General features: G+C 70.9%; 16 protein-coding genes. 8 read left to right on the top strand and 8 right to left on the bottom strand.

The features are described from left to right. Nucleotides 1–386 precede the first annotated feature (386 nt). On the top strand, nt 387–1,682 hold the full coding sequence (locus FGX59_RS28370; protein ID WP_138470708.1) for an ArgE/DapE family deacylase: 1,296 nt from the start codon (nt 387–389) through the stop codon (nt 1,680–1,682). Here FGX59_RS28370 and FGX59_RS28365 read toward each other — a convergent pair. Further along, a complete protein-coding gene (locus tag FGX59_RS28365; protein WP_138470706.1) occupies nt 1,679–2,479 on the bottom strand; it encodes an IclR family transcriptional regulator in 801 nt (266 codons plus the stop codon). The genes FGX59_RS28370 and FGX59_RS28365 overlap by 4 nt on opposite strands. A gap of 241 nt (nt 2,480–2,720) precedes the next feature. Here FGX59_RS28365 and FGX59_RS28360 point away from each other — a divergent pair, with 241 nt between their 5' ends. The 4 genes from FGX59_RS28360 to FGX59_RS28345 all read left to right on the top strand — a co-directional run bounded on the left by FGX59_RS28360 (nt 2,721) and on the right by FGX59_RS28345 (nt 8,792). Next, nucleotides 2,721–4,142, top strand: coding sequence for an amidase (locus tag FGX59_RS28360; RefSeq protein ID WP_138470704.1), 1,422 nt, complete (start codon nt 2,721–2,723; stop codon nt 4,140–4,142). Nucleotides 4,143–4,146: 4 nt separating this feature from the next. Then, complete coding sequence (locus FGX59_RS28355; protein ID WP_138470702.1) at nt 4,147–5,727, top strand: gamma-glutamyltransferase; 1,581 nt, start codon at nt 4,147–4,149, stop codon at nt 5,725–5,727. After that, the gene (locus FGX59_RS28350) at nt 5,724–7,238 is read left to right on the top strand and encodes an amidase (RefSeq protein ID WP_206078458.1); all 1,515 of its coding nucleotides are present in this window, start codon (nt 5,724–5,726) and stop codon (nt 7,236–7,238) included. Before FGX59_RS28355 ends, FGX59_RS28350 begins: the two co-directional genes overlap by 4 nt. A 141-nt stretch (nt 7,239–7,379) precedes the next feature. Further along, complete coding sequence (locus FGX59_RS28345) at nt 7,380–8,792, top strand: hypothetical protein (protein ID WP_138470700.1); 1,413 nt, start codon at nt 7,380–7,382, stop codon at nt 8,790–8,792. Nucleotides 8,793–8,796: 4 nt separating this feature from the next. Here the strand turns inward: FGX59_RS28345 and cowN are convergent, their stop codons facing one another. From cowN to FGX59_RS28325, 4 genes are read right to left on the bottom strand one after another with little or no spacing between them, the layout of a single operon-like run. Next, nucleotides 8,797–9,084: a N(2)-fixation sustaining protein CowN gene (cowN, locus tag FGX59_RS28340; protein WP_138470699.1), complete on the bottom strand. Its 288-nt coding sequence runs from the start codon at nt 9,082–9,084 to the stop codon at nt 8,797–8,799. A gap of 59 nt (nt 9,085–9,143) precedes the next feature. Further along, nucleotides 9,144–9,785 (bottom strand): Crp/Fnr family transcriptional regulator, encoded by a 642-nt coding sequence (locus FGX59_RS28335; protein ID WP_138470697.1) that lies wholly within the window; start codon nt 9,783–9,785, stop codon nt 9,144–9,146. Between the two features lie 30 nt (nt 9,786–9,815). After that, complete coding sequence (locus tag FGX59_RS28330) at nt 9,816–11,282, bottom strand: NAD-dependent succinate-semialdehyde dehydrogenase (RefSeq protein ID WP_138470695.1); 1,467 nt, start codon at nt 11,280–11,282, stop codon at nt 9,816–9,818. A 3-nt stretch (nt 11,283–11,285) separates the two neighbouring features. Beyond that, nucleotides 11,286–12,332, bottom strand: a complete 1,047-nt coding sequence (locus FGX59_RS28325) for a tartrate dehydrogenase (protein WP_138470693.1) — start codon at nt 12,330–12,332, stop codon at nt 11,286–11,288. Between the two features lie 225 nt (nt 12,333–12,557). Here FGX59_RS28325 and FGX59_RS28320 point away from each other — a divergent pair, with 225 nt between their 5' ends. The 3 genes from FGX59_RS28320 to FGX59_RS28310 all read left to right on the top strand — a co-directional run bounded on the left by FGX59_RS28320 (nt 12,558) and on the right by FGX59_RS28310 (nt 15,619). After that, nucleotides 12,558–13,052 carry an Lrp/AsnC family transcriptional regulator gene (locus FGX59_RS28320; protein WP_138470691.1) on the top strand — a complete coding sequence of 165 codons (495 nt, stop codon included), beginning with the start codon at nt 12,558–12,560 and terminating at the stop codon, nt 13,050–13,052. Nucleotides 13,053–14,261: 1,209 nt separating this feature from the next. After that, entirely contained in the window at nt 14,262–14,528 is a 267-nt protein-coding gene (locus tag FGX59_RS39845) for a hypothetical protein (protein ID WP_138470688.1), read from the top strand. Between the two features lie 296 nt (nt 14,529–14,824). Then, a complete protein-coding gene (locus FGX59_RS28310; RefSeq protein ID WP_138470687.1) occupies nt 14,825–15,619 on the top strand; it encodes a hypothetical protein in 795 nt (264 codons plus the stop codon). A gap of 213 nt (nt 15,620–15,832) precedes the next feature. On the opposite strand, the gene FGX59_RS28305 is transcribed toward FGX59_RS28310, so the two are convergent. Genes FGX59_RS28305 through FGX59_RS28295 form a run of 3 tightly spaced genes read right to left on the bottom strand, consistent with a single transcriptional unit; the run spans nt 15,833 to nt 19,313 of the window. Then, on the bottom strand, nt 15,833–17,497 hold the full coding sequence (locus FGX59_RS28305; RefSeq protein WP_138470685.1) for an ABC transporter ATP-binding protein: 1,665 nt from the start codon (nt 17,495–17,497) through the stop codon (nt 15,833–15,835). Further along, complete coding sequence (locus FGX59_RS28300; protein WP_138470683.1) at nt 17,497–18,357, bottom strand: ABC transporter permease; 861 nt, start codon at nt 18,355–18,357, stop codon at nt 17,497–17,499. Before FGX59_RS28300 ends, FGX59_RS28305 begins: the two co-directional genes overlap by 1 nt. Next, a complete protein-coding gene (locus tag FGX59_RS28295; protein WP_138470681.1) occupies nt 18,354–19,313 on the bottom strand; it encodes an ABC transporter permease in 960 nt (319 codons plus the stop codon). The genes FGX59_RS28300 and FGX59_RS28295 overlap by 4 nt, the downstream gene beginning before the upstream one ends. Nucleotides 19,314–19,352: the final 39 nt, after the last annotated feature.

Below are 19,352 nucleotides of genomic sequence, written 5' to 3'. Positions count from 1 at the left end.
GACGGTGGTCATCGTCACGGCGGTCGCCGCGGCGAGTCCGCTGCGCAGGCCACTCCAAATGGCGGTCATGATCGTACCTCTCTGTTGACGCCCCTCGGGGACGTTTCCTTGCGCTCCCCGTTGGTTCGGGGAATGTGGCGCCAGAACGGCACAGCGGCGCGGCCGACCCAAGCGAAACCAATAGCCGCGAATGACTTTTTTCGAACCGCCCAAAATTTGTGCTGTTTTCGCGACAGCGCCGGCGGGGGCCCGCCGCGCGCTGCAGGCGGCCCGGCCCGGGGCGCTCCGCGCGGCGCGGAGCGGCGCCGGCGGGGGCGGGGAATTGACCTTTCCGGCCGCCCGGCGCCAGTGTCGCGCGGACTGCCAGACGCGCGGAGACCGCTGCCATGACCCTGCCCCCGACCCTGCCCGAAGACCTGGTGCCGCGGCTTTCCGAGGCGGTGGATGCCGGCTTCGACGCCCAGATCGCGCTGACCCGCGAGCTGGTCCGCCGCCCCTCGCAGCGCGGCGCCGAGCATGCGGTGCAGGACCTGGTCTTCGCCGAGCTGTCCCGCCGCGGCCTGGCGATGGAGCGCTTCGCGATGGACCGCGCGGCGCTGGCCCGCCATCCCGGCGCGGGCGCCTGGAGCGACAGCCATTCCGAGGCGCCGATCGTCACCGGCATCCACCGTCCGAAGGCGGAGACCGGGCGCTCGCTGATCCTGCAGGGCCATGTCGACGTCGTCCCGACCGGGCCCGAGGCGCTGTGGACCAGCCCGCCCTACGAGGCCGAGATCCGCGACGGGCGGATGTACGGCCGCGGCGCGGGGGACATGAAATCGGGGCTGGCCTGCGCGATTGCCGCGCTCGACGCGCTCCGGGCCTGCGGCTGGCAGCCCGCCGCGACGCTCTACCTGGAATCGGTCGTCGAGGAGGAGAGCACCGGCAACGGCGCGCTCTCGGCGCATCTCAGGGGCTACCGCGCCGAGGCGGCGCTGATCCCGGAACCCACCGGCGAGAGCCTCGTGCGGGCCAATACCGGGGTGATCTGGTTCCGCGTCGAATTCGCCGGAATTCCCTGCCATGTCAGCCAGATGGGCGAGGGGCAGAACGCCATCGACGCGGCCATCCGCACCATTGCGGCGCTGCGCGAGCTGGAGCGCGACTGGAATGCGCGGCGGGTGTCGCATCCGCGCTTTGCCGGGCTGGCCAAGCCGATCAACCTCAATGTCGGCAAGATCGAGGGCGGCGAATGGGCGTCTTCCGTGCCGGCCGCGGCGGCGGTGGATTTCCGCATCTCGCTGCTGCCCGGCTGGTCCGCGCCCGAGCATGCGGCCGAGATCGAGAGCTTCCTCGCGGAGTTCGCCGCCGCCGATCCCTATCTGGCGCAGAACCCGCCGAAGCTGGTCTGGAACGGCTTCATGGCCGAGGGCTACGAGCTGCCCGAGGGCAGCGCGGCCGAGGCGGCGCTGGGGCGCGCGCATCTGGCGGTGACCGGAAGGGCGATGGGCAGCCACATCATGCCGGCCTATCTCGATGCCCGGATCCACGCGCTCTACGAGGGCATTCCGGCGATGAATTACGGGCCGGTCGCCGGGGTGCTGCACGGCATCGACGAATGGGTCGAGATCGAGTCGCTGCGCCGCGTGACACTGGCCATCGCGCTCTTCGTGGCCGAGTGGTGCGGGCTCGAGCCGGTCTAGAACCGGCTGAGCGCCCGCACCGTCTGCATCAGCTTCGGCGCCATCGCGCGCTCGAATTCCTCCGGCGTCCAGTCCGACAGGAGCGCGGTGATCGTCACGCCGCCGACCGGGCGCCCCGAAGGGTCCGTCACCGGCGCGGCAATGCCGATCTCTCCCGGAAGAAGTTGTTCGATCGCAATGACATAGCCCATCTCCAGGCCTTCGCGCGCCTTGGCCAGGATCGACTCTTCCTCGGTCACGGTGCGCGGCGTGTAGCTCTTGCGCTCCGAGCGGCGGATGATGTCGCGCGCCTCGGCCTCGGGCAGGCGCGACAGCACCGCCCAGCCGCCCGAGGTGGAGCAGACCGGCACCGAGAGCCCGACCATCAGGTCATGCAGCACCTCGCGCTTGGGCTGCAGCCGCGAGGCGTAGACCAGCCGCGTATCGTCCCACAGCGACAGGTCCACCCGCTCGTTCACGGTGCTGCGCAGGTCGAGCAGATAGGGCACGGCGCGCTGGATCAGCCCGTCGAGCCGCTGCGCGTCGAAAATGTGGTCGTAGATGCGCAGCCCCGGCACGAAGCCGCGGTCATGGCGGTCGCGGGCGATATAGCCGAGCTTGCGCAGCGTGTGGACGATGCGCTGCGCGGTGGAGCGGTCGAGATCGGCGGCGCGGGCGATCTCGGTCAGGCTCAGCGGGTGCTCGGCTTCGTGGAAGGCCGAGAGCACGGACATGGCGCGGCCGACCGCGCGGACGAAGAGCGGATCGCCCTCGGCACCGGCATCGGCGGCGGGGGGGCGCCGGACATAGCCGGTCATGCGCCCGGCCCCGCGCCCGGAGGTGATTCTGCAAGTGCCTTAAATTTAATCATGCGGCCTCCCGCGGGCTCAATTTTGGGTTTGTATCTGCTTACGGCCTGAGCAACTCATTTACCGGTTCTCTTGTCCCATTCTATGATGAAACTGTATCAACAATCAATACAGCTTGCCTGATTCCTCTTCGAATTGGCAGGCTGCACCGGTGCGGCCCGCCCGGGTCCGACAGTGACGAGGAAACGCCATGACCACCACCACCGCCCTGCATGAACTGACAGCGACCGAGCTGGTCGCTGCCTATCGCGCCAAGGAGCTGTCTCCGGTCGAGGTGACCGAGGCGGTGATCGCCCAGGTCGGGCATTGCGAACCGCATATCCATGCCTTCTACATCTTCGACCCCGAGGGCGCGCGGGACATGGCCCGCGCCTCGGAGGCGCGCTGGATGGCCGGCACGCCGCTGGAGAAGGACGGCATCTGCATCGACGGCGTGCCCTCGACCATCAAGGAGAACATCGCCACCGTCGGCCAGCCCTCGCCGATCGGCACCGCGGCGACGCCGCTGGTCCCCGCCGCCAAGGACGCCCCGCCCGCCGCGCGGATGCGCGAGGCCGGCGCGGTGATCCTCGGCAAGACCACCATGCCGGAATACGGCGCGATGTCCTCGGGGCTCTCCAGCCTGCACGCGCTGACCCGCAACCCCTGGAACCTGGCGATGAACCCGGGCGGCTCCTCGGCGGGCGCCGGCGCGGGCGGCGCGGCGGGCTACGGGCCGCTCCATATCGGAACCGATATCGGCGGCTCGGTCCGCTTCCCGGCGGCCTGGTGCGGCCTCGCCGGGCTGAAGCCGTCGCTGGGCCGCATCAATATCGACCCGCCCTATATGGGACGCTGCGCCGGGCCGATGACCCGCACGGTCGAGGATGCCGCGCTGATGATGGGGGTGCTGTCGCGTCCCGACCCCGAGGAGCGCGACTACCGCAACCTGCCGCCCGAGACGATCCGCTGGATGGATCTGGACATGGATCTGACGGGCGTGAAGATCGGCCTGCAGCTCCATCCGGGCTGCGGCATGGAGGTGAACCCCGAGGTGATCGCCCCGGTCGAGGCGGCGGCGAAGCTCTTCGAGGCGGCCGGCGCGGTGATCGAGCCGCTCGACCCCTGGATGACGCCGGAGCTGCTGCAGGGGCTCGACCGCTTCTGGCTGATCCGCGCCGCCAAGGACATCGCCGCGCTGTCGGACGCGCAGCGGGCCAAGGTGCTGCCGCTCTTCCTCGAATACGCCTCGCACGGGACGGAGTTCAGCGGCTTCGAGGCCTTCGACGCCTATTCCGCGACGGTGGAGATCCGCCGCCGGACGATCGCGGCGACGCAGCCCTTCGATTTCGTGCTGGCGCCCCTGTCGCCGCATATCAGCTTCCCCGCCGAATGGGGCTATCCGACCAATGATCCCGCGCGGGCGATGGACCATATCAGCTATTCGGTGCCCTTCAACATGAGCGAGCAGCCGGTCGCCTCGCTGCCCTGCGGCTACGACTCGAACGGCGTGCCGCTCGGCCTGCAGATCGCGGCGCACCGCTTCGACGACATGGGCGCGCTGCGGATGGCGAAGGCCTATGAGGCGATGCGCGGCGCGATGCGCCCTTTCCCTATGAAATTCGGAGGCTGAGACCATGGCTGGATCGTTTTCCCGCAGCCAGATCGTCACCAAGCCGGGCGTCGTCTCGGTCGAGGGCGGCGTCGTCGCCGCGCAGCATGTGCTGGCCGCCGAGGCCGGGGCCGCGGTGCTGGCCGCCGGCGGCGACGCGGTCGATGCCGCGGTCGCGGTGAGCTTCGCCATCGGCGTGCTGGAGCCCTGGATGTCCGGCCCGATGGGCGGCGGCGCGATGATGCTCTGGCGCGAGGACGAGGGCAGGGGCCATGCGCTGACCTACGGCATGCGCGCCTCGGCCGCGCTCGATACCGCGCATTATCCGCTTTCGGGGGCGGGCAAGGCCTCGGACCTCTTCCCGTGGGAGGCGGTGGTCGAGGACCGCAACATCATCGGCGGCAGCTCGGTCGCGGTGCCGGGCACGGTCGCCGGGCTCGAGGCGGCGCATGGCCGCTTCGGCCGGATGCCCTGGGCCGAGCTGCTGGCCCCGGCCATCGCCCATGCAAAGAAGGGCATGGAGGTCGACTGGTACGCGGCGCTGGTGATCGCCTCTTCGGCGCGCGATCTGGCCAAGGACCCGGACGCGGCGGCGCTCTTCCTCGAGGACGGGCAGTGGCCCAAGGCCTTCGGCTGGACGGCGCTGTCGGATGTGCGGCTCGACCAGTCGGGCATGGCGGCGACGCTGGAGCGGTTGGCCGAGGCCGGGCCGCGCGACTTCTACGAGGGCGAGATCGCCGCGGCGCTGGTCAAGGACGTCACCGCGAAGGGCGGCTTCCTGACCGCGGCGGATCTGGCGGGCTACGCGCCCGACTGGGCCGATCCGCTGGAGATCCCCTACCGCAAGGGCCGGATCCTCGCCGTGCCGGGGCTGACCGCCGGGCCGACGCTCGCGGATGCGGCCGGGGAGTGGCAGGCGCTCTATTCTGCCTCCGAGGCGGCGGGCCCCGCGGCCCATGCCGCCCGCGCCGCCGCGCTGCGCGACGCCTATGCCCGCAGGCTCTCGGGGATGGGCGACCACGATTCCGAGAAGGCGCCGGGCTGCACCACGCATTTCTCGATCGTCGACCGCCAGGGCAACATGGTGTCGATGACCCAGACGCTCCTGTCGATCTTCGGATCGCGCACGGTGTCGCCCTCGACCGGGCTGGTGCTGAACAACGGCATCATGTGGTTCGACCCCGAGCCGGGCAAGCCGAACTCGCTGGGCGCGGGCAAGCGCTGCCTGATGAATGTCTGCCCGGTTGTCGGCGAGACCGGCCGCCGCCGCTTCGCGCTCGGCGCTTCGGGCGGGCGCAAGATCATGCCGGCGGTCGGCCAGATCGCGGCGCAGCTGCTCGAGACCGGGGCGACGCTGCAGCAGGCGGTCGAGGCGCCGCGGATCGACGTCTCGGGCGGCGATCTGGCGGTGGCGGACGAGCGGCTGGACGGGCCGGTGACCCGCGCGCTCGAGGCGCAGGGACCGGTCGCGCTGGCCAAGCGGCTGCCGTTCCCCTTCGCCTTCGCCTGCCCGGCTGCAGTCCTGCGCGAGGACGGCTATAACTCCGGCACGACCGAAACGCTGTCGCCCTGGGGCGACGCGGTTGCCGAGGAAGACACCGCATGAAGGACCTGACGATGACTGCCACCGATCCCGCCGATCTCTCCGCCCTCGAGGCGCGCCGCCTGATCGCGCGCCGCCGCCTGTCGCCGGTGGAGCTGGCCGAGGCCTGCATCGCGCGGGCCGAGACGCTGGACCATGCGGTCAATGCCATGCCGGCCCGCGATTTCGACCGACTGCGCGACGGCGCGAAGGCGGCCGAGGCGGCCGTGGCCGCCGAGGGGCCGCTGGGCGCGCTGCACGGGCTGCCGCTGGCGGTGAAGGACATGGAGGACATGGCCGGGCTGCCGACCACCTTCGGCTCCACCGCCTTCCGCGACAATGTCCCGAAGCGGGACGGCGCCCCGGTGAAGGAGCTGGCCGCGGCCGGCGCGCTGCCGATGGGCAAGACCAATGTCCCGGAATGGAGCGCGGGCGCCAATTCGCGCAACCTCGTCTACGGCGCGACCGGCAACCCCTATGACGTGACCAAGACCTGCGCGGGCTCCTCGGGCGGCTCGGCGGTGGCGCTGGCGCTCGGCTATGCGCCGCTGGCCACCGGCTCGGACATGGGCGGCTCGCTGCGCAATCCGGCGGCGCATTGCGGCGTGGTGGGCTTCCGTCCCAGCCCCGGCGTGGTGCCGGGCGAGGCGCGGGCGACGGCGCTGCTGCCGCTGTCGACCTCGGGGCCGATGGCGCGCAGGGTCGCCGATGCCGGGCTGATGCTCTCGGTGATGTCGCGGCCGGGGCGGGACGATCCGTTCTCGATCGAGGTCGAGGGCCGCACCGCCTGGGATCCGGCGGGCTTCGCCGCGCTGCCGCGGGTCGACCTGTCGTCGCTGAAGGTCGCCGCGACCGAGGATTTCGGCTTCGCCCCGACGGAATCCACTGTCCGCGACCAGTTCCGCAAGGCGCTGGCGCAGCTCTCGCCCTTCTTCGGCCGGGTCGAGGACACGGCGCCCGACTGCCGCGATGCCGACGACATCTTCGGCGTGCTGCGCGGCATCTCCTTCCTCGGCACCCATGCCGATCTGCTGGACCGCGCGCCCGAGCATGTCGGCCCGAATGTCCGCGACAACGTCCTGGAAGGGCGCAGCTATTCCGGCGAGGACGTGGCCAGGGCGCTGTTCCGCCAGGGCGACTACCACCGCCGCTGGCAGCGCTTCTTCGGCGACTGGGACGTGCTGGTCTCGCCCGCGATCACCGTCAGCCCGCGGCCCTGGCGCGAGCTCTACCCGACCCATATCGACGGCGCGCCGACCAAGACCTACTTCCACTGGCTGGCGCTGGCCTATGCGACCACCGTCGCGGGGCATCCGGCGATCTCGATCCCCTGCGGGCTCGATGCCAAGGGCATGCCCTTCGGCCTGCAGATCGTCGGGCGGCGCCATGGCGACCGGGCGCTTCTGGCCATCGCGGCCGAGATCGAGGCGGTGATCGCCGGGCTGCCTGATCTGGCGCTGCCGCGGCCCGATCTGGCCGCGCTGCGCGCCGCGCCGCCGATCGCGGAGGCCGAGGCGTTCCTCAGCTTCGACTGAGACGCATAGCCGGTTTGCCGCCCCGGGGCGGCAGGCCGGGGTTCCATGCACCGGCCATTTGCGCCATGCAGGGACCGTTGGCACATAGTAACGATCGGAACACGCCGTGATGACGACCGGGCGCGCCCCCATGGGGCCGGCATGGTAAAGCCGCTTTCACCGGGCCTGACCCGTTTCGGCGGCGCGATGCTGATCGCCGCCCTGGCCTCGGGGATCGCGGGCGAGTTCAGCGGCCAGCCCGCCTTCTCGACGATGGCAGGGGTCTTCGCCCTGACCGGCTGCCTCGGCTTCTGGCCGGGGATCAGCTGGACCAGCCGCGGCTTCATGCTGATCGCGGCGGGGCTGGTGGCGCTCTCGGCCATCTTCCAGGCCGACTGGGAGCCGACGCTGGTCAATGCCGTGCAGAAGGGCGGCTTCATCGCCGCCTTCTTCACCGCGATCAACGCGATGCGCGCCGCGGCCGGCGGCTCCGAGCCGATCGTCGCCTGCGGCCGCTTCCTGGCCGCGCAGCCGCCCGGCCGGCGCTATCTGGCCCTGACGGTGGGCGGCCATCTCTTCGGGCTGATCCTGATCTATGGCGGCATCGCGCTTCTGGGCACGCTGGCGACCGAGGCGGCGGAGAAGGAGCCCGATCCCGAGATCCGGCGCCACCGCATCCGCCGCATGCTGGTCGCGATCCAGCGCGGCTTCGTCTCGACCCTGCCCTGGTCGCCGCTCTCCTTCGCCTCGGCGATCACGCTGAGCATCGTGCCCGGCGCGGAATGGGCGCAGGTCCTGCCCTATTCCCTGGTCGGCGTGCTGCTCTTTTCCGGGATCGGCTGGGCGCTCGACACGATCTTCAAGCCGCGGCTGAGCACCCCGCCGCGGCCGCGCGGCCAGGCCGAGGGGCAGTGGCTGAAGCGGATGAGCCCGCTTCTGGTCCTGCTCGGGCTGCTGGCCGGGCTGACCGCGGCGCTCCACCTGGCGACCGGCGTGCGGATCATCGGCACGGTGATGGCGCTGGTGCCGGTGATTGCGCTCGTCTGGGCGGCCTTCCAGGCGCCGGGCGGGCGGCCCGATCCGGGCCATGCGCTGTCGCGCGCCAAGGGCTTCGCCTTCGGCGACATGCCGGAGCTGCGCAACCAGACGGTGCTTCTGGTGATGGCGGCCTTCATCGGCACGGTGGGCGGCCATCTGGCGGCGCCGCTGATGGCGGCGAGCGGGCTCGACCTGACGGTGGTGCCGGCGCCGCTGCTCCTGGTGCTGCTCTTCTGGTTCGTGCCGCTGACCGGCCAGCTGGGGATGAACCCGATCCTGGCCGTGTCGCTGATCGGGCCGATCCTGCCCGCGCCCGAGGCGCTGGGGGTGACGCCCGCGGCGATGGTCGTGGCGATCACCTCGGGCTGGGCGCTGTCGGGGGCGACCTCGCCCTTCACCGCCTCGACGCTGCTGGTGGCCAGCTTCGGCCGGGTCTCGGCGCGCCGCGTCGGGCTGATCTGGAACGGCCCCTACACGCTGGCCTGCGGCGCCTGCCTCTCGGCCTGGATCGTGCTGATGGCCGTGGCCGGGCTCTGAGGGCTCAGCAGCAGGTCTCCTCCAGCTGGTCCAGCAGGGCCAGCCCGGGCCCGTCGGCGGCCTCTTCGAGATAGGCGCGCAGGCAGTTGACCTGGGCGCCGACGAAGAACAGGTCGTCGACGCCCATCTTCGTCTTCTCGGCAAGCTTCTTCCGGAAATAGTCGCGCCATTTCGAGGCGCCCTGCGCCATGGCGGCGTCGAGATGCAGCATCATGCGGCGGGCATCGCCGTCGCAGTCGAGGCCGCAGAAGCTGACATAGCGGTCGGTGGTGGTGGGCGTGGTGGCGGTCATCCGGGAACTCCTGTCCGAGGGAACCCGGGCAGGATAGCGGCGGCAGGGCCGCGGAACTGTCAGCCGCCCGACAGATCGGCGATTTTTTCCAGCCGCGCGGGATCGAGGATGACGAGGTGGCGGCGGCCGTCGCGGCGGATCGCGCCGTCGCGCACCAGCCGGGCGACGAGGCTGGACAGCGTCTGGCGCGTGGTGCCGAGCGCCTCGGCCAGCCCTTCGGTGCGCTCGGGCAGGCAGAGCCGGTCGCCGCCCTGCGAGATCCGCTCGGCCAGCAGGAACCGCGCCAGCCGCGCCTCGACCGGGCGGAAGGCCAGATCCTCGATCAGGTCGAAGGCGCCATGCAGCACCGCGCCGATCTCGCGCAGCGCGGCGACGGCGAATTCCGGCTCGGCGGCGATCAGGCCCAGGAGGTCGCGCACCGGCCAGCTCATCACCCGCACGGGCTCCAGCGCGGCGACCCAGGCGCGGGTATGGGTGACGAAGATGCCGCCGGGGCGCAGATAGCCGATGGTCAGGTCGCGCGCGCCGCCATTGAGGCAGATCCGGGCCATGCCGTGCTCGAGCAGGAACAGCCGGTTCTCCTCGGTGCCGGGCAGGCAGATCGCCTGTCCGGTGCCGTAGTCGCGCCGCCGCCCCGGCTCCAGCCGGGCAAGCCAGCCGGGGCCGGGGCGGCCGGAGGGGGAAGGGTGCTCGGCGGCCATGCCCCTGGCGGAGCATGGCCCGTGCCAGTCTCAGAGACCGCCGAGATGGAAGGCCTTGGTTTCGAGATACTCCTCGATGCCCTCCTGCGCGCCCTCGCGGCCGAGCCCCGAGGCCTTGACGCCGCCGAAGGGCGCCTCGGCATGGCTGACCGCGCCGGTATTCGCGCCGATCAGGCCGAATTCCAGCGCCTCGCCGAAGCGGAAGGCCCGCGCCATGTCGGAGGTGTAGAAATAGGCCGCCAGGCCGAAGGGCGTGCCATTGGCGATGGCCAGCGCCTCTTCCTCGGTCTCGAAGCGGAAGACCGGGGCGACGGGGCCGAAGGTTTCCTCGCCGGCCAGCCGCATTTCGGTCGTGGCGTTTCTCAGCACCACCGGATCGGCGAAGCGGGCGTCCAGATCGCGCTGCGCGGTGGCGCGCTCGGCACCTTTCGACAGCGCGTCCTCGACATGGGCGTTGATCTTCTCGATCGCGGCGGCGTTGATCATCGGGCCGATATCCGTGCCCTCCTCGGTGCCCGCGCCGACCTTCAGCGCGTCGACCTTGGCGGCGAGCTTGGCGACGAAGGCGTCATAGACGCCGGACTGCACCAGCAGGCGGTTGGCGCAGACGCAGGTCTGGCCGCCATTGCGGAATTTCGACACCATCGCGCCCTCGACCGCGAGGTCCAGATCGGCATCGTCGAAGACCACGAAGGGGGCGTTGCCGCCGAGCTCCAGCGACATCTTCTTCAGCGTCGGCGCGCATTGCTCCGCCAGCAGCGCGCCCACCCGGGTCGAGCCGGTGAAGGAGAGCTTGCGCACCACCGCAGAGGCGGTCAGCGTGCCGCCGATGGCCTCGGGCCGGCCGGTGAGGATGTTCAGCACGCCCGCGGGGATGCCCGCGCGCTCGGCCAGGACGCCGAGGGCCAGCGCCGAGTAGGGGGTGAAATCCGAGGGCTTGATCACCATGGTGCAGCCCGCGGCGAGGCCGGGGGCGACCTTGCGGGTGATCATCGCATTCGGGAAGTTCCAGGGCGTGATGATCGCGCAGACGCCGACTGGCTCCTTCATGGCGAGGATCTTCTTGCCCTTCACCGGCGAGGGGATGATCGTGCCGTTGATCCGGCGGGCTTCCTCGGCGAACCAGCGCACGAAGGAGGCGCCGTAGCGGATCTCGCCCAGGGCTTCGCCCAGCGGCTTGCCCTGCTCGGCGGTCAGGATGCGCGCCAGGTCCTGCTCATGCGCCAGCATCAGGTCGTGCCAGGCCATCAGCAGGTCGGCGCGTTCCGCATGGGTGCGCGCGCGCCAGTCCTTCATCGCGGCCTCGGCTGCGGCAATCGCGGTTTCGGTCTCTGCGGCGGTGCAGTCGGGCATGGTGCCGAGCGCGTCGCCGGTGGCGGGATCGGCCACTTCCATGTCGGGACGCGCGATCCAGTCGCCCGCGATCAGCGCGGCTTCGCGGAACAGATCGGGATCGGCCAGCTGGGCGCGCAGGCCGGGCAGGGTGTCGAGGGTCATGTCTCAGGCCTCCAGCGCGGACAGGATCGCCGCGGTGATGTCGTCGGTGGAATGGCTGCCGGGGCGGGTGCCGATGCCCTGGCCGGTCGCGGTCTCGATGGCGGCCAGCACGGCCGTGGCCGCCTCCGTCTCGCCCAGGTGGTCCAGCATCATCGCGCCGGACCAGATGGCGGCGATCGGATTGGCGATGTTCTTGCCGGCGATGTCGGGGGCCGAGCCGTGGACCGGCTCGAACATCGAGGGGCCGCTGCGGTCGGGGCAGATATTGGCCGAGGCGGCAAAGCCCAGCCCGCCCTGGATCGCGGCGCCCAGATCGGTGAGGATGTCGCCGAAGAGGTTCGAGGCGACGATCACGTCCAGGTCTTCGGGCGCCATGACCATCTTCGCCGCCATGGCGTCGATATGCATGTGGCTGACGGTGACGTCCGGATATTCGGCGGCCAGCTCCCTGGTGACCTCGTCCCAGAACACCATGGAGTATTTCTGCGCGTTCGACTTGGTGACCGAGGTCAGGTGCTTGCGCCGGGCGCGCGCCTGCTCGAAGCCGAAGCGCAGGATGCGCTCGACGCCCGTGCGGGTGAAGACCGAGGTCTCGACCGCGACCTCGTTGTCCTGGCCCTGGTGGACGCGGCCGCCGGCGCCGGAATACTCGCCCTCGGTATTCTCGCGGATGCACAGGATGTCGAAGCCTTCGGACTTCAGCGGGCCCTCGACGCCCGGCAGCAGCCGGTGCGGGCGGATATTGGCGTATTGCCGGAATTCCTTGCGGATCGGCAGCAGGAGCCCGTGCAGCGAGACGGAGTCGGGCACGGTGGCGGGCCAGCCGACCGCGCCGAGATAGATCGCGTCGAAGCCTTTCAGCGTGGCGATGCCGTCGGCGGGCATCATCGCGCCGGTTTCCAGGTAGTATTCGCAGGACCAGGGGAAGGTCTCGGTCTCGAGCGCGAAGGAGAATTTCGCTGCCGCCCCGCGGAGCACCTTCATCGTCGCGTCGGTCACATCCACGCCGATCCCGTCGCCGGGGATGAGGGCAAGCTTGTAGGTCGTCATTCTCTTCTCCTTGGCCGCCGGCCGGGCGGTCTGCCTGTTGCGGGCCGATCATAGGGCCCAGAACGCGCGCGATGCTGCCGAAGGCGGGGGGCGAAACGGCACGAAACGCTGCGCGACGCTCTCTGGCGCAGAAGATTGCGCGGCTGCAAGGGCGAAGCGAAACGTCTTGACAGCCGGGCCCGCAGGACGCCATTCCTGCCCAAATCCGAGGCAGGGGCTGGAAAGATGGGCGCTGGGGAAAAGCTGGACCGGATCGATATCAGGATCCTCGCCGAGCTGCAGCGCAACGGCCGCATCACCAATGTGGAGCTGGCGGATCTGGTGGCGCTGTCGCCCTCGCCCTGCCTGATGCGGGTGAAGAAGCTGCAGAAGGCGGGCTACATCACCGGCTATTCGGCGCAGATCGACATGGCGAAGCTGGGCGAGACCCTGACGGTCTTCACCGAATTCACCTTGAAGAACCATCGCCAGATCGATTTCGCCCGCTTCCAGGAGGCGGTGGAGAAGATCGACAGCTGCGTCGAGTGCCATCTGGTCTCGGGCGGCTACGACTACCTGGCGAAATTCATCACCGCGGGGATCGTCGACTACCAGACGATCATGGAGGGGCTGCTGGAGCGCGATGTCGGGATCGACAAATATTTCAGCTTCGTGGTCATCAAGACCCCCTTCGTGAAGACCCAGGCCCCCTTGAACCGTCTCTTCGGCGAGCGGCTCTGAGGCCGGGAGAGGGCCGGGCCCCCTCCCGGACCCTCCCCCGCGCCCTTGCGGAGAGGGCGTGTGCATCGGGAATGTGTCGATGGCGGTCGGGCCCGCAGATCGCGAGACGGGGACATCGGCGGGCCGTGCCGGGGCTGCGCGAGGATGCCGGTATCTGGGAGGCGTCGGGGCGTCGGCCTTGGTGGCCCGTCGCGCGGCCGAACTGAGGCGGCGCGATCGGTGTGCATGCGCTGGACGAGGCGCTGGCCAGCGGATGGTGCCGGGTGCGGCGGAAGAGGTCCTGCCGGGCCTCCGCCCGGTCTGCTGCATGCGGCCGTTCATGACGGGCGGGCGCCCGGCGCGTGCCGTGGCATTCCGGTCCGCGGGCCGCCGAGGCTCGCGGCCGCCCTGGCGGGTGGCTGGGACACTTGCCCGGGCGAGGATATGCAGCCTGCTCGAGGGCCGCTTGCGGAATTCAAACCCGTTTGCCCTTGTCTGCGGCTGGCGTGTCCGGCTTGACCTGCCTTTCGGGGGCTGGCGCCGCGTGGAACATTGTTCCGCCCGCTGCGGCCGGGGCAGAAGATCGGGAATGCTTGCGGGGGCGTCGGCGCTGTTGCGGGAAGGCGCGATTGGCCGGTCAGGCTGCGGGCGATCCGGATACGGACGGGCTCTGCCTCCAGCAGGGCCGGCGCCCCGATCGCCCCATCTCCCTTGGCAGATGGAGACGGCCGGGGACGGCACGACCGGTGTTCCGGTATCAGCCGTCGACCGGGCAGTGAGATCGGACCCCCGGTTGCCTGAGTGCGGGGGATCCGCAACCTGCGCTTTGCCGATGGGCCGGACGGAGCGCGGCTGCAGCTCCATCCTGAGTTGGCGCGCTCTTCCCGCCGCCCGCGTTCCGTGAGCGCCGGTGCTGGCCTTCCCCTGGGCGAGGTGCCGATCGAGAGTGCCCGTGACGTGCCGGTCCGCAAGGCGAAGGCGGCGGGGATCGACGTCTTGCCGCGGCCGGGTCCGAACCTGACGCGCAGCCCGCTCTGCGGCGGGAGAACCGGGTCCTGTCCGGAGGCACCGTTCCTCGCTGGCCGGGGCGGCTGCCGCGGCATTCGGAGGTGCGGCGTCGGCGCCCGCCCGAAGCCTGTCACCGCCACGTCAGCGCCGAGACGGGCATGCGGACGCTGCGGGAGATGTGCGCGCGCAACGTCCGGATCGTCTTCGGGAGTTCGGGCAGCGATGACCTCCTCAAACCGGGTCAACGGCACCCGCACCTCGGAGGATGACGGGCTGCTGGGTGGGGTGCTGCGCGGGGAGTGGGGCTTCGGCGGTGTGGTGATCCCGGACGAGGGCGGGGGCTGCAATCCGGTCGCGGCCGTCAATGCCGGGGCCACACCCGGATGTCGGCCCGCGACCGGGCGCCTGCAGGCGGACCATGCCACTGGGCAGGTGGCGGAGCGGCGCAATTCCCGGCTGGCGGTGCGAGTCCGGCTGCTGGGTGGGTGACGCGCGGCGTCTGTGCCCGATGGGTTGGGCGCCGACAGCGAGCACGACGCAGGGGCGCGGCGGGCGGCGGTGGCATCCGCCGTGTTCCCGGAGAATGGCGGGAGCTTGCCGGTCATGCCTGCCCCGGGGCGGAAAACCGCCTTGATTGGCGAGCTGGCAGCCGCCCGTGCGAGCAATGGGCGGGACGTGCGCGGGCCGATCGGGGGCGGGCGGGATGTGCGCTTGATGCGCTCTGCCGCAGGGGCTCGGAGGCTGGGGACCAGCCTGCCTTCGCGCCGGTCGGCAGGCGGGATGTCGTGCTGTCGGCGCGGGATGTGCACGCCGCGGCCTGCGCCGTTTGGGCGGACCGGGGCTTTGCCGCGCCCGGCTTGCCCGATGTCCATGAGGCCGAGGGTCGGGACCGCAGCGAACTTGATCTGCCGGGGCGGCTGCGCGGCCTGCCGGATAGCCTGGCCGCGATCAGCGTGCTCCGCTTGGTGGCGATGCGCAACGGCTCGGCGGTGACGGCGGCTGCCCGGTGCGACCGCGGGAAGGCCATCGTCGGAGTCTGGTGGACCGGCCGGGCCGAGGACGAGGCGATGGCCGATCCGCTGAGGTCCCGGCGGGCGGGCGGTCTGGCGTTCCCTCCCCGGCGGGCACCGGGTGGCGCGCTGAGCGGCTGGCATCCTTGCCGGCCGCCGCTGATGCGGCGCGCCGAACCAAGTTTCGGTCAGGGGCTGTCCTGCATCGACGTCGCCTCGCCGGAGCTGCAGGTCGAGGGGAGGCCGCTCGAGGACGAGGCCGGCTTCCGCGCGTGTGCGGGACTGTGCAGGATCGGCATGCGGGCCGGGGGGCGGTGCAGATCCTTGCCTCGCGCATGCGCTCCGGGGCTGGAGCAAGGCGCGGAGACCGGGGCGGAGAACAGGGCGGCGCCGACGCTGCCGGCGCAGCGGAAGGCCGGTCATCCCGGGCGGAGGGCGGGAGCCTCCGCGCGGGACCTGCAGCGTGCGGTCTCTGTCGCGGTGTCCGGCGGGGTGGTCCGCGCGGCGCTCGCCGCCCTTTTCCGTGCGGGGGGACTGGCTGGAGCATCCGGCCATGGGACCGCGAATTGACGGGCAGGCGGCGGGCCCGACCGGCGATCCGGACGGGAATGCGTCCGTCAGCGACGGATCGGAGGCTTCCCCGGCGCCCGTCCGGGCCCGCCGGTCTGGAGGCGTTCCCATCCGGGGTCCGGCGGAGAGGGAAGCGGCCCGGGCCTGTGTCCCGCACGGCAGAAGGCGCCCCGGAGAGCCGCGGCGCCTTTTCTCCGTCGGTCTGGCCGGCGCTCAGCGCAGGGCGAACTGGCGGACCAGTTCCGGGTCCTGTTCCAGCGAGGCCAGCCAGCCGGTGTCGAGCTGCGGGATCGAGGAGATCAGCAGCCGCGAATAGGGATGCGCCGCCTTCGCGGACATGTCGCGCGCCGGCAGCGCCTCGACCACCCGGCCCTTGTGCATCACCAGGACGTCGTCGCAGATCGCCTCCACCGTCGAGAGGTCGTGGCTGATGAAGAGATAGCTGAGGTCGAGCTCGCGCTGCAGCTCCTTCAGCAGGTCGATGATCGCGGCCGCGACCACCGTGTCGAGCGCCGAGGTGATCTCGTCGCAGAGCACCAGCTCGGGTTCGGCGGCCAGCGCGCGGGCGAAGTTGACGCGCTGCTTCTGCCCGCCGGAGAGCTCGCCGGGCAGGCGGAAGCGCAGATTGGCGGGCAGCTGCACCATGTCGAGAAGCTCGATCACCCGCCGTTCGGCCGCCTGGCCGCGCATCCCGTGGTAGAAGGCCAGCGGGCGGCCGAGGATGGCGCCGATCGAATGCGCCGGGTTGAGCGCGGTATCGGCGAGCTGGAAGACGATCTGCGCCCTGCGCAGCTCCTCCTTCGAGCGGTTGCGCAGGTCGGGGCGCATCTCGGTGCCGTCGACCAGCACCGTGCCGCGATAGGGCGGCAGGATGCCCGCGATGGCGCGCGCCAGCGTCGACTTGCCCGAGCCGGATTCGCCGATCACGCCGAGATTGCGGCCGCGCTCCAGCCGGAAGCTGACATCCTGCAGCACCTTGGCCTGCGGCGCGCCGTCCGAGATAGGGCCGTAGCCGGCATGCAGATGCGCCACCTCGATGATCGGCCGCGGCTGGGCGGGATGGCCGGGCGCCGGAACGGCCGCGTGGGGGCGCGGCTCGAAGGCGGCGAGCAGCGCGCGGGTATAGGGATGGGCCGGGGCGTGCAGGATCTGCCCGGTGGTGCCCTCCTCCTGGATCTCGCCGCCCTTCAGCACGATGATCCGGTCGGCGATCTGCGCCACCACCGCAAGGTCGTGGCTGACATAGACGCCGGAGGCGCCGCCCTGGGCCATGGCGGACTTGAAGGCGCGCAGAACCTCGATCTGGGTGGTCACGTCGAGCGCTGTGGTCGGCTCGTCGAAGATTACCAGGTCGGGCCCGCCGATCAGTGCCATCGCCGCCGAGAGCCGCTGCAGCTGGCCGCCGGAGACCTGGTGCGGATAGCGGGTGCCGATGGACTCGGGCTCGGGCAGGGCGAGCGCGCGGAAGAGCTCCACCGCCTTCGCCTCGGCCTCGGCGCGCGGCATCAGCCTGTGGATATCGGTGATCTCGATCACCTGCGCCATGATCCGCTTCGCGGGATTGAAGGCCGCGGCGGCGGATTGCGGCACGTAGGAGACCCGCGTGCCGCGCAGCGCGGCGCGGCCGGTTTCGGACATCGCGGTCACGTCGTCGCCGCCGATCGCGATCCGCCCGCCCGAGATCCGGCAGCCGGGCCGCGCATGGCCCATCAGCGACAGCGCGATCGTGGTCTTGCCCGAGCCGGACTCGCCGATCAGCGCGACGATCTCGCCGGGAGCGATGTCGAAGGAGACGCCCTTGATGATCTCGACCTTGCGTCCGGCATCGGTGGTGGCGCCGATGCGGAGGTCGCGGACGGAAACGAGGGGCTCGGTCATCATTCGCTCCTGTCGCGGATTTTCACGGGAAGGTTGTCGATGAACATGTTGACCGAAATGGTCAGCGTGGCGATGGCGACCGAGGGGAAGATGACCGCCGGGGCGCCGAGGCTCATGCCCTCGAGATTCTCGCGCACCAGCCCGCCCCAGTCGGCATTGGGTGGCTGCACGCCGAGCCCGAGGAACGAGAGGCCCGAAAGCACCAGCACGATGAAGATGAAGCGCACGCCCAGATCGGCCAGCACCGGGCCGAGGATGTTGGGGAAGATCTCGCGCGTGGCCAGGTAGAAGGTCGTCTCGCCGCGGGCGCGGGCGACGGTGACATAGTCCATCGTGTTGATGTTGACCGCGAGCGCCCTCGCATAGCGGTAGGCGCCGGGGATGTAGATCGCCGCCAGCGTCAGGACCAGCACCGGGATCGAGGAGCCGACCGCGGCCACGACCACCAGCCCGAAGAGCAGCGAGGGGATTCCGTTGAGCGCGTCGAGGAGCCGCGACAGCACCATGTCGAACCAGCCGCCGATCACCGCCGCCGTCATGCCCAGAAGCACGCCCGCGGTCACGGTGATCGCCACCGCCGCCAGCGAGATCCCGACCGTGTAGCGCGCGCCCATCAGGATGCGGGACAGCATGTCCCGGCCGAGATAGTCGGTGCCCAGCCAGAACTGGCCGCTCATCGGGCTGAAATAGTCCCAGTCGACGATCTCGCCCGGGGCATAGGGCGACATCAGCGGGCCGAAGACCGCGATCAGCGCCCAGAAGGCGATCACGCAGAGGCCGGTCCGCCCGGCCAGGTTGAAGCGGTAGCCGAGCCGCCCGGGGGTGGGCAGGACGGCGGCGAGGGTCTTGGTCAGGGTCATCGGCGCAGCCTCGGATTGGACAGGATGGCCACGATGTCGGCCAGGGTGATCAGCGACAGGTAGCTGACGCAGAAGATCATGGCGCAGGACTGGATCAGCGGCAGGTCGCGGGTGGCGACCGCGTCGACCATCAGCTTGGCCACGCCCGGATAGTTGAACACGGTCTCGACGATGATGACGCCGCCGACCAGGTAGGACAGCGAGAGCGCGATGGCATTGGCGATCGGCCCGATCGCGTTCGGCAGGGCGTGGCCGATCACCATGCGCCAGCGCGAGGCGCCCTTGAGCAGCGCCATCTCGACATAGGGGGTCTGGATGGTCTCGATCACTGCCGCGCGGGTCATGCGGACCATCTGCGCCGAGACGCCAATGGCCAGGCTGATGACCGGCATCGCGTAGGTCTTCAGCAGCCCGCCCAGCGTGTCGGCATTGCCGCCGATGCTCAGCGCGGGCAGCCAGCCCAGCCAGACGGCGAAGACCAGCACGGCCAGCGTGGCCAGCATGAATTCCGGCACCGAGATGACCGAGATCGTGCAGATCGAGATCGCCCGGTCCAGCGCCGAGCCGCGGTACATTGCGGCCAGGATGCCGAGCGCGAGCGCGAAGGGCACCGAAATCAGCGTCGTCACCCCGGCAAGGCGCAGCGAATTCGCCAGCCGGCCCGAGATCAGCTCGGAAACCTCCATCCGGTTGGCATAGGAGGTGCCCAGATCGCCATGCGCAAGCCCGGCCAGCCAGCCGGCATACTGGCTCAGCGCGGGCGCGTTCAGCCCCATCGCCTCGCGCAGACCGGCGACCGCCTCGGGGGTCGCGGCCTGGCCCAGCAGGATCTCGGCGACATCGCCGGGCAGCAGCTGGGTGGCGAAGAACACCGTGAAGGAGATGATCAGCAGGGTCAGCAGCGCGATCGCGAAGCGCTGGCCGACATAGTACCAGGGGAGCAGTGACGGGGACACGCGGCGCCTCCTCTTGGGCGGAATGGACGGGGGCCGCGG

Origin of the sequence: Poseidonocella sp. HB161398 (assembly GCF_005870025.1) — a bacterium.
GTDB lineage: Bacteria > Pseudomonadota > Alphaproteobacteria > Rhodobacterales > Rhodobacteraceae > Mangrovicoccus.
The sequence above is the reverse complement of the archived record's forward strand: the minus strand, read 5'-3'. Positions and strand labels throughout refer to the sequence as shown.

What these genes read in the sequence shown, in the direction of transcription:
- FGX59_RS28370 (WP_138470708.1), top strand. Translation starts at nt 387, where the DNA reads ATGACCCTGCCCCCGACCCTGCCCGAAGACCTGGTGCCGCGGCTTTCC.
- FGX59_RS28365 (WP_138470706.1), bottom strand. Translation starts at nt 2,479, where the DNA reads ATGACCGGCTATGTCCGGCGCCCCCCCGCCGCCGATGCCGGTGCCGAG.
- FGX59_RS28360 (WP_138470704.1), top strand. Translation starts at nt 2,721, where the DNA reads ATGACCACCACCACCGCCCTGCATGAACTGACAGCGACCGAGCTGGTC.
- FGX59_RS28355 (WP_138470702.1), top strand. Translation starts at nt 4,147, where the DNA reads ATGGCTGGATCGTTTTCCCGCAGCCAGATCGTCACCAAGCCGGGCGTC.
- FGX59_RS28350 (WP_206078458.1), top strand. Translation starts at nt 5,724, where the DNA reads ATGAAGGACCTGACGATGACTGCCACCGATCCCGCCGATCTCTCCGCC.
- FGX59_RS28345 (WP_138470700.1), top strand. Translation starts at nt 7,380, where the DNA reads ATGGTAAAGCCGCTTTCACCGGGCCTGACCCGTTTCGGCGGCGCGATG.
- cowN (WP_138470699.1), bottom strand. Translation starts at nt 9,084, where the DNA reads ATGACCGCCACCACGCCCACCACCACCGACCGCTATGTCAGCTTCTGC.
- FGX59_RS28335 (WP_138470697.1), bottom strand. Translation starts at nt 9,785, where the DNA reads ATGGCCGCCGAGCACCCTTCCCCCTCCGGCCGCCCCGGCCCCGGCTGG.
- FGX59_RS28330 (WP_138470695.1), bottom strand. Translation starts at nt 11,282, where the DNA reads ATGACCCTCGACACCCTGCCCGGCCTGCGCGCCCAGCTGGCCGATCCC.
- FGX59_RS28325 (WP_138470693.1), bottom strand. Translation starts at nt 12,332, where the DNA reads ATGACGACCTACAAGCTTGCCCTCATCCCCGGCGACGGGATCGGCGTG.
- FGX59_RS28320 (WP_138470691.1), top strand. Translation starts at nt 12,558, where the DNA reads ATGGGCGCTGGGGAAAAGCTGGACCGGATCGATATCAGGATCCTCGCC.
- FGX59_RS39845 (WP_138470688.1), top strand. Translation starts at nt 14,262, where the DNA reads ATGACCTCCTCAAACCGGGTCAACGGCACCCGCACCTCGGAGGATGAC.
- FGX59_RS28305 (WP_138470685.1), bottom strand. Translation starts at nt 17,497, where the DNA reads ATGACCGAGCCCCTCGTTTCCGTCCGCGACCTCCGCATCGGCGCCACC.
- FGX59_RS28300 (WP_138470683.1), bottom strand. Translation starts at nt 18,357, where the DNA reads ATGACCCTGACCAAGACCCTCGCCGCCGTCCTGCCCACCCCCGGGCGG.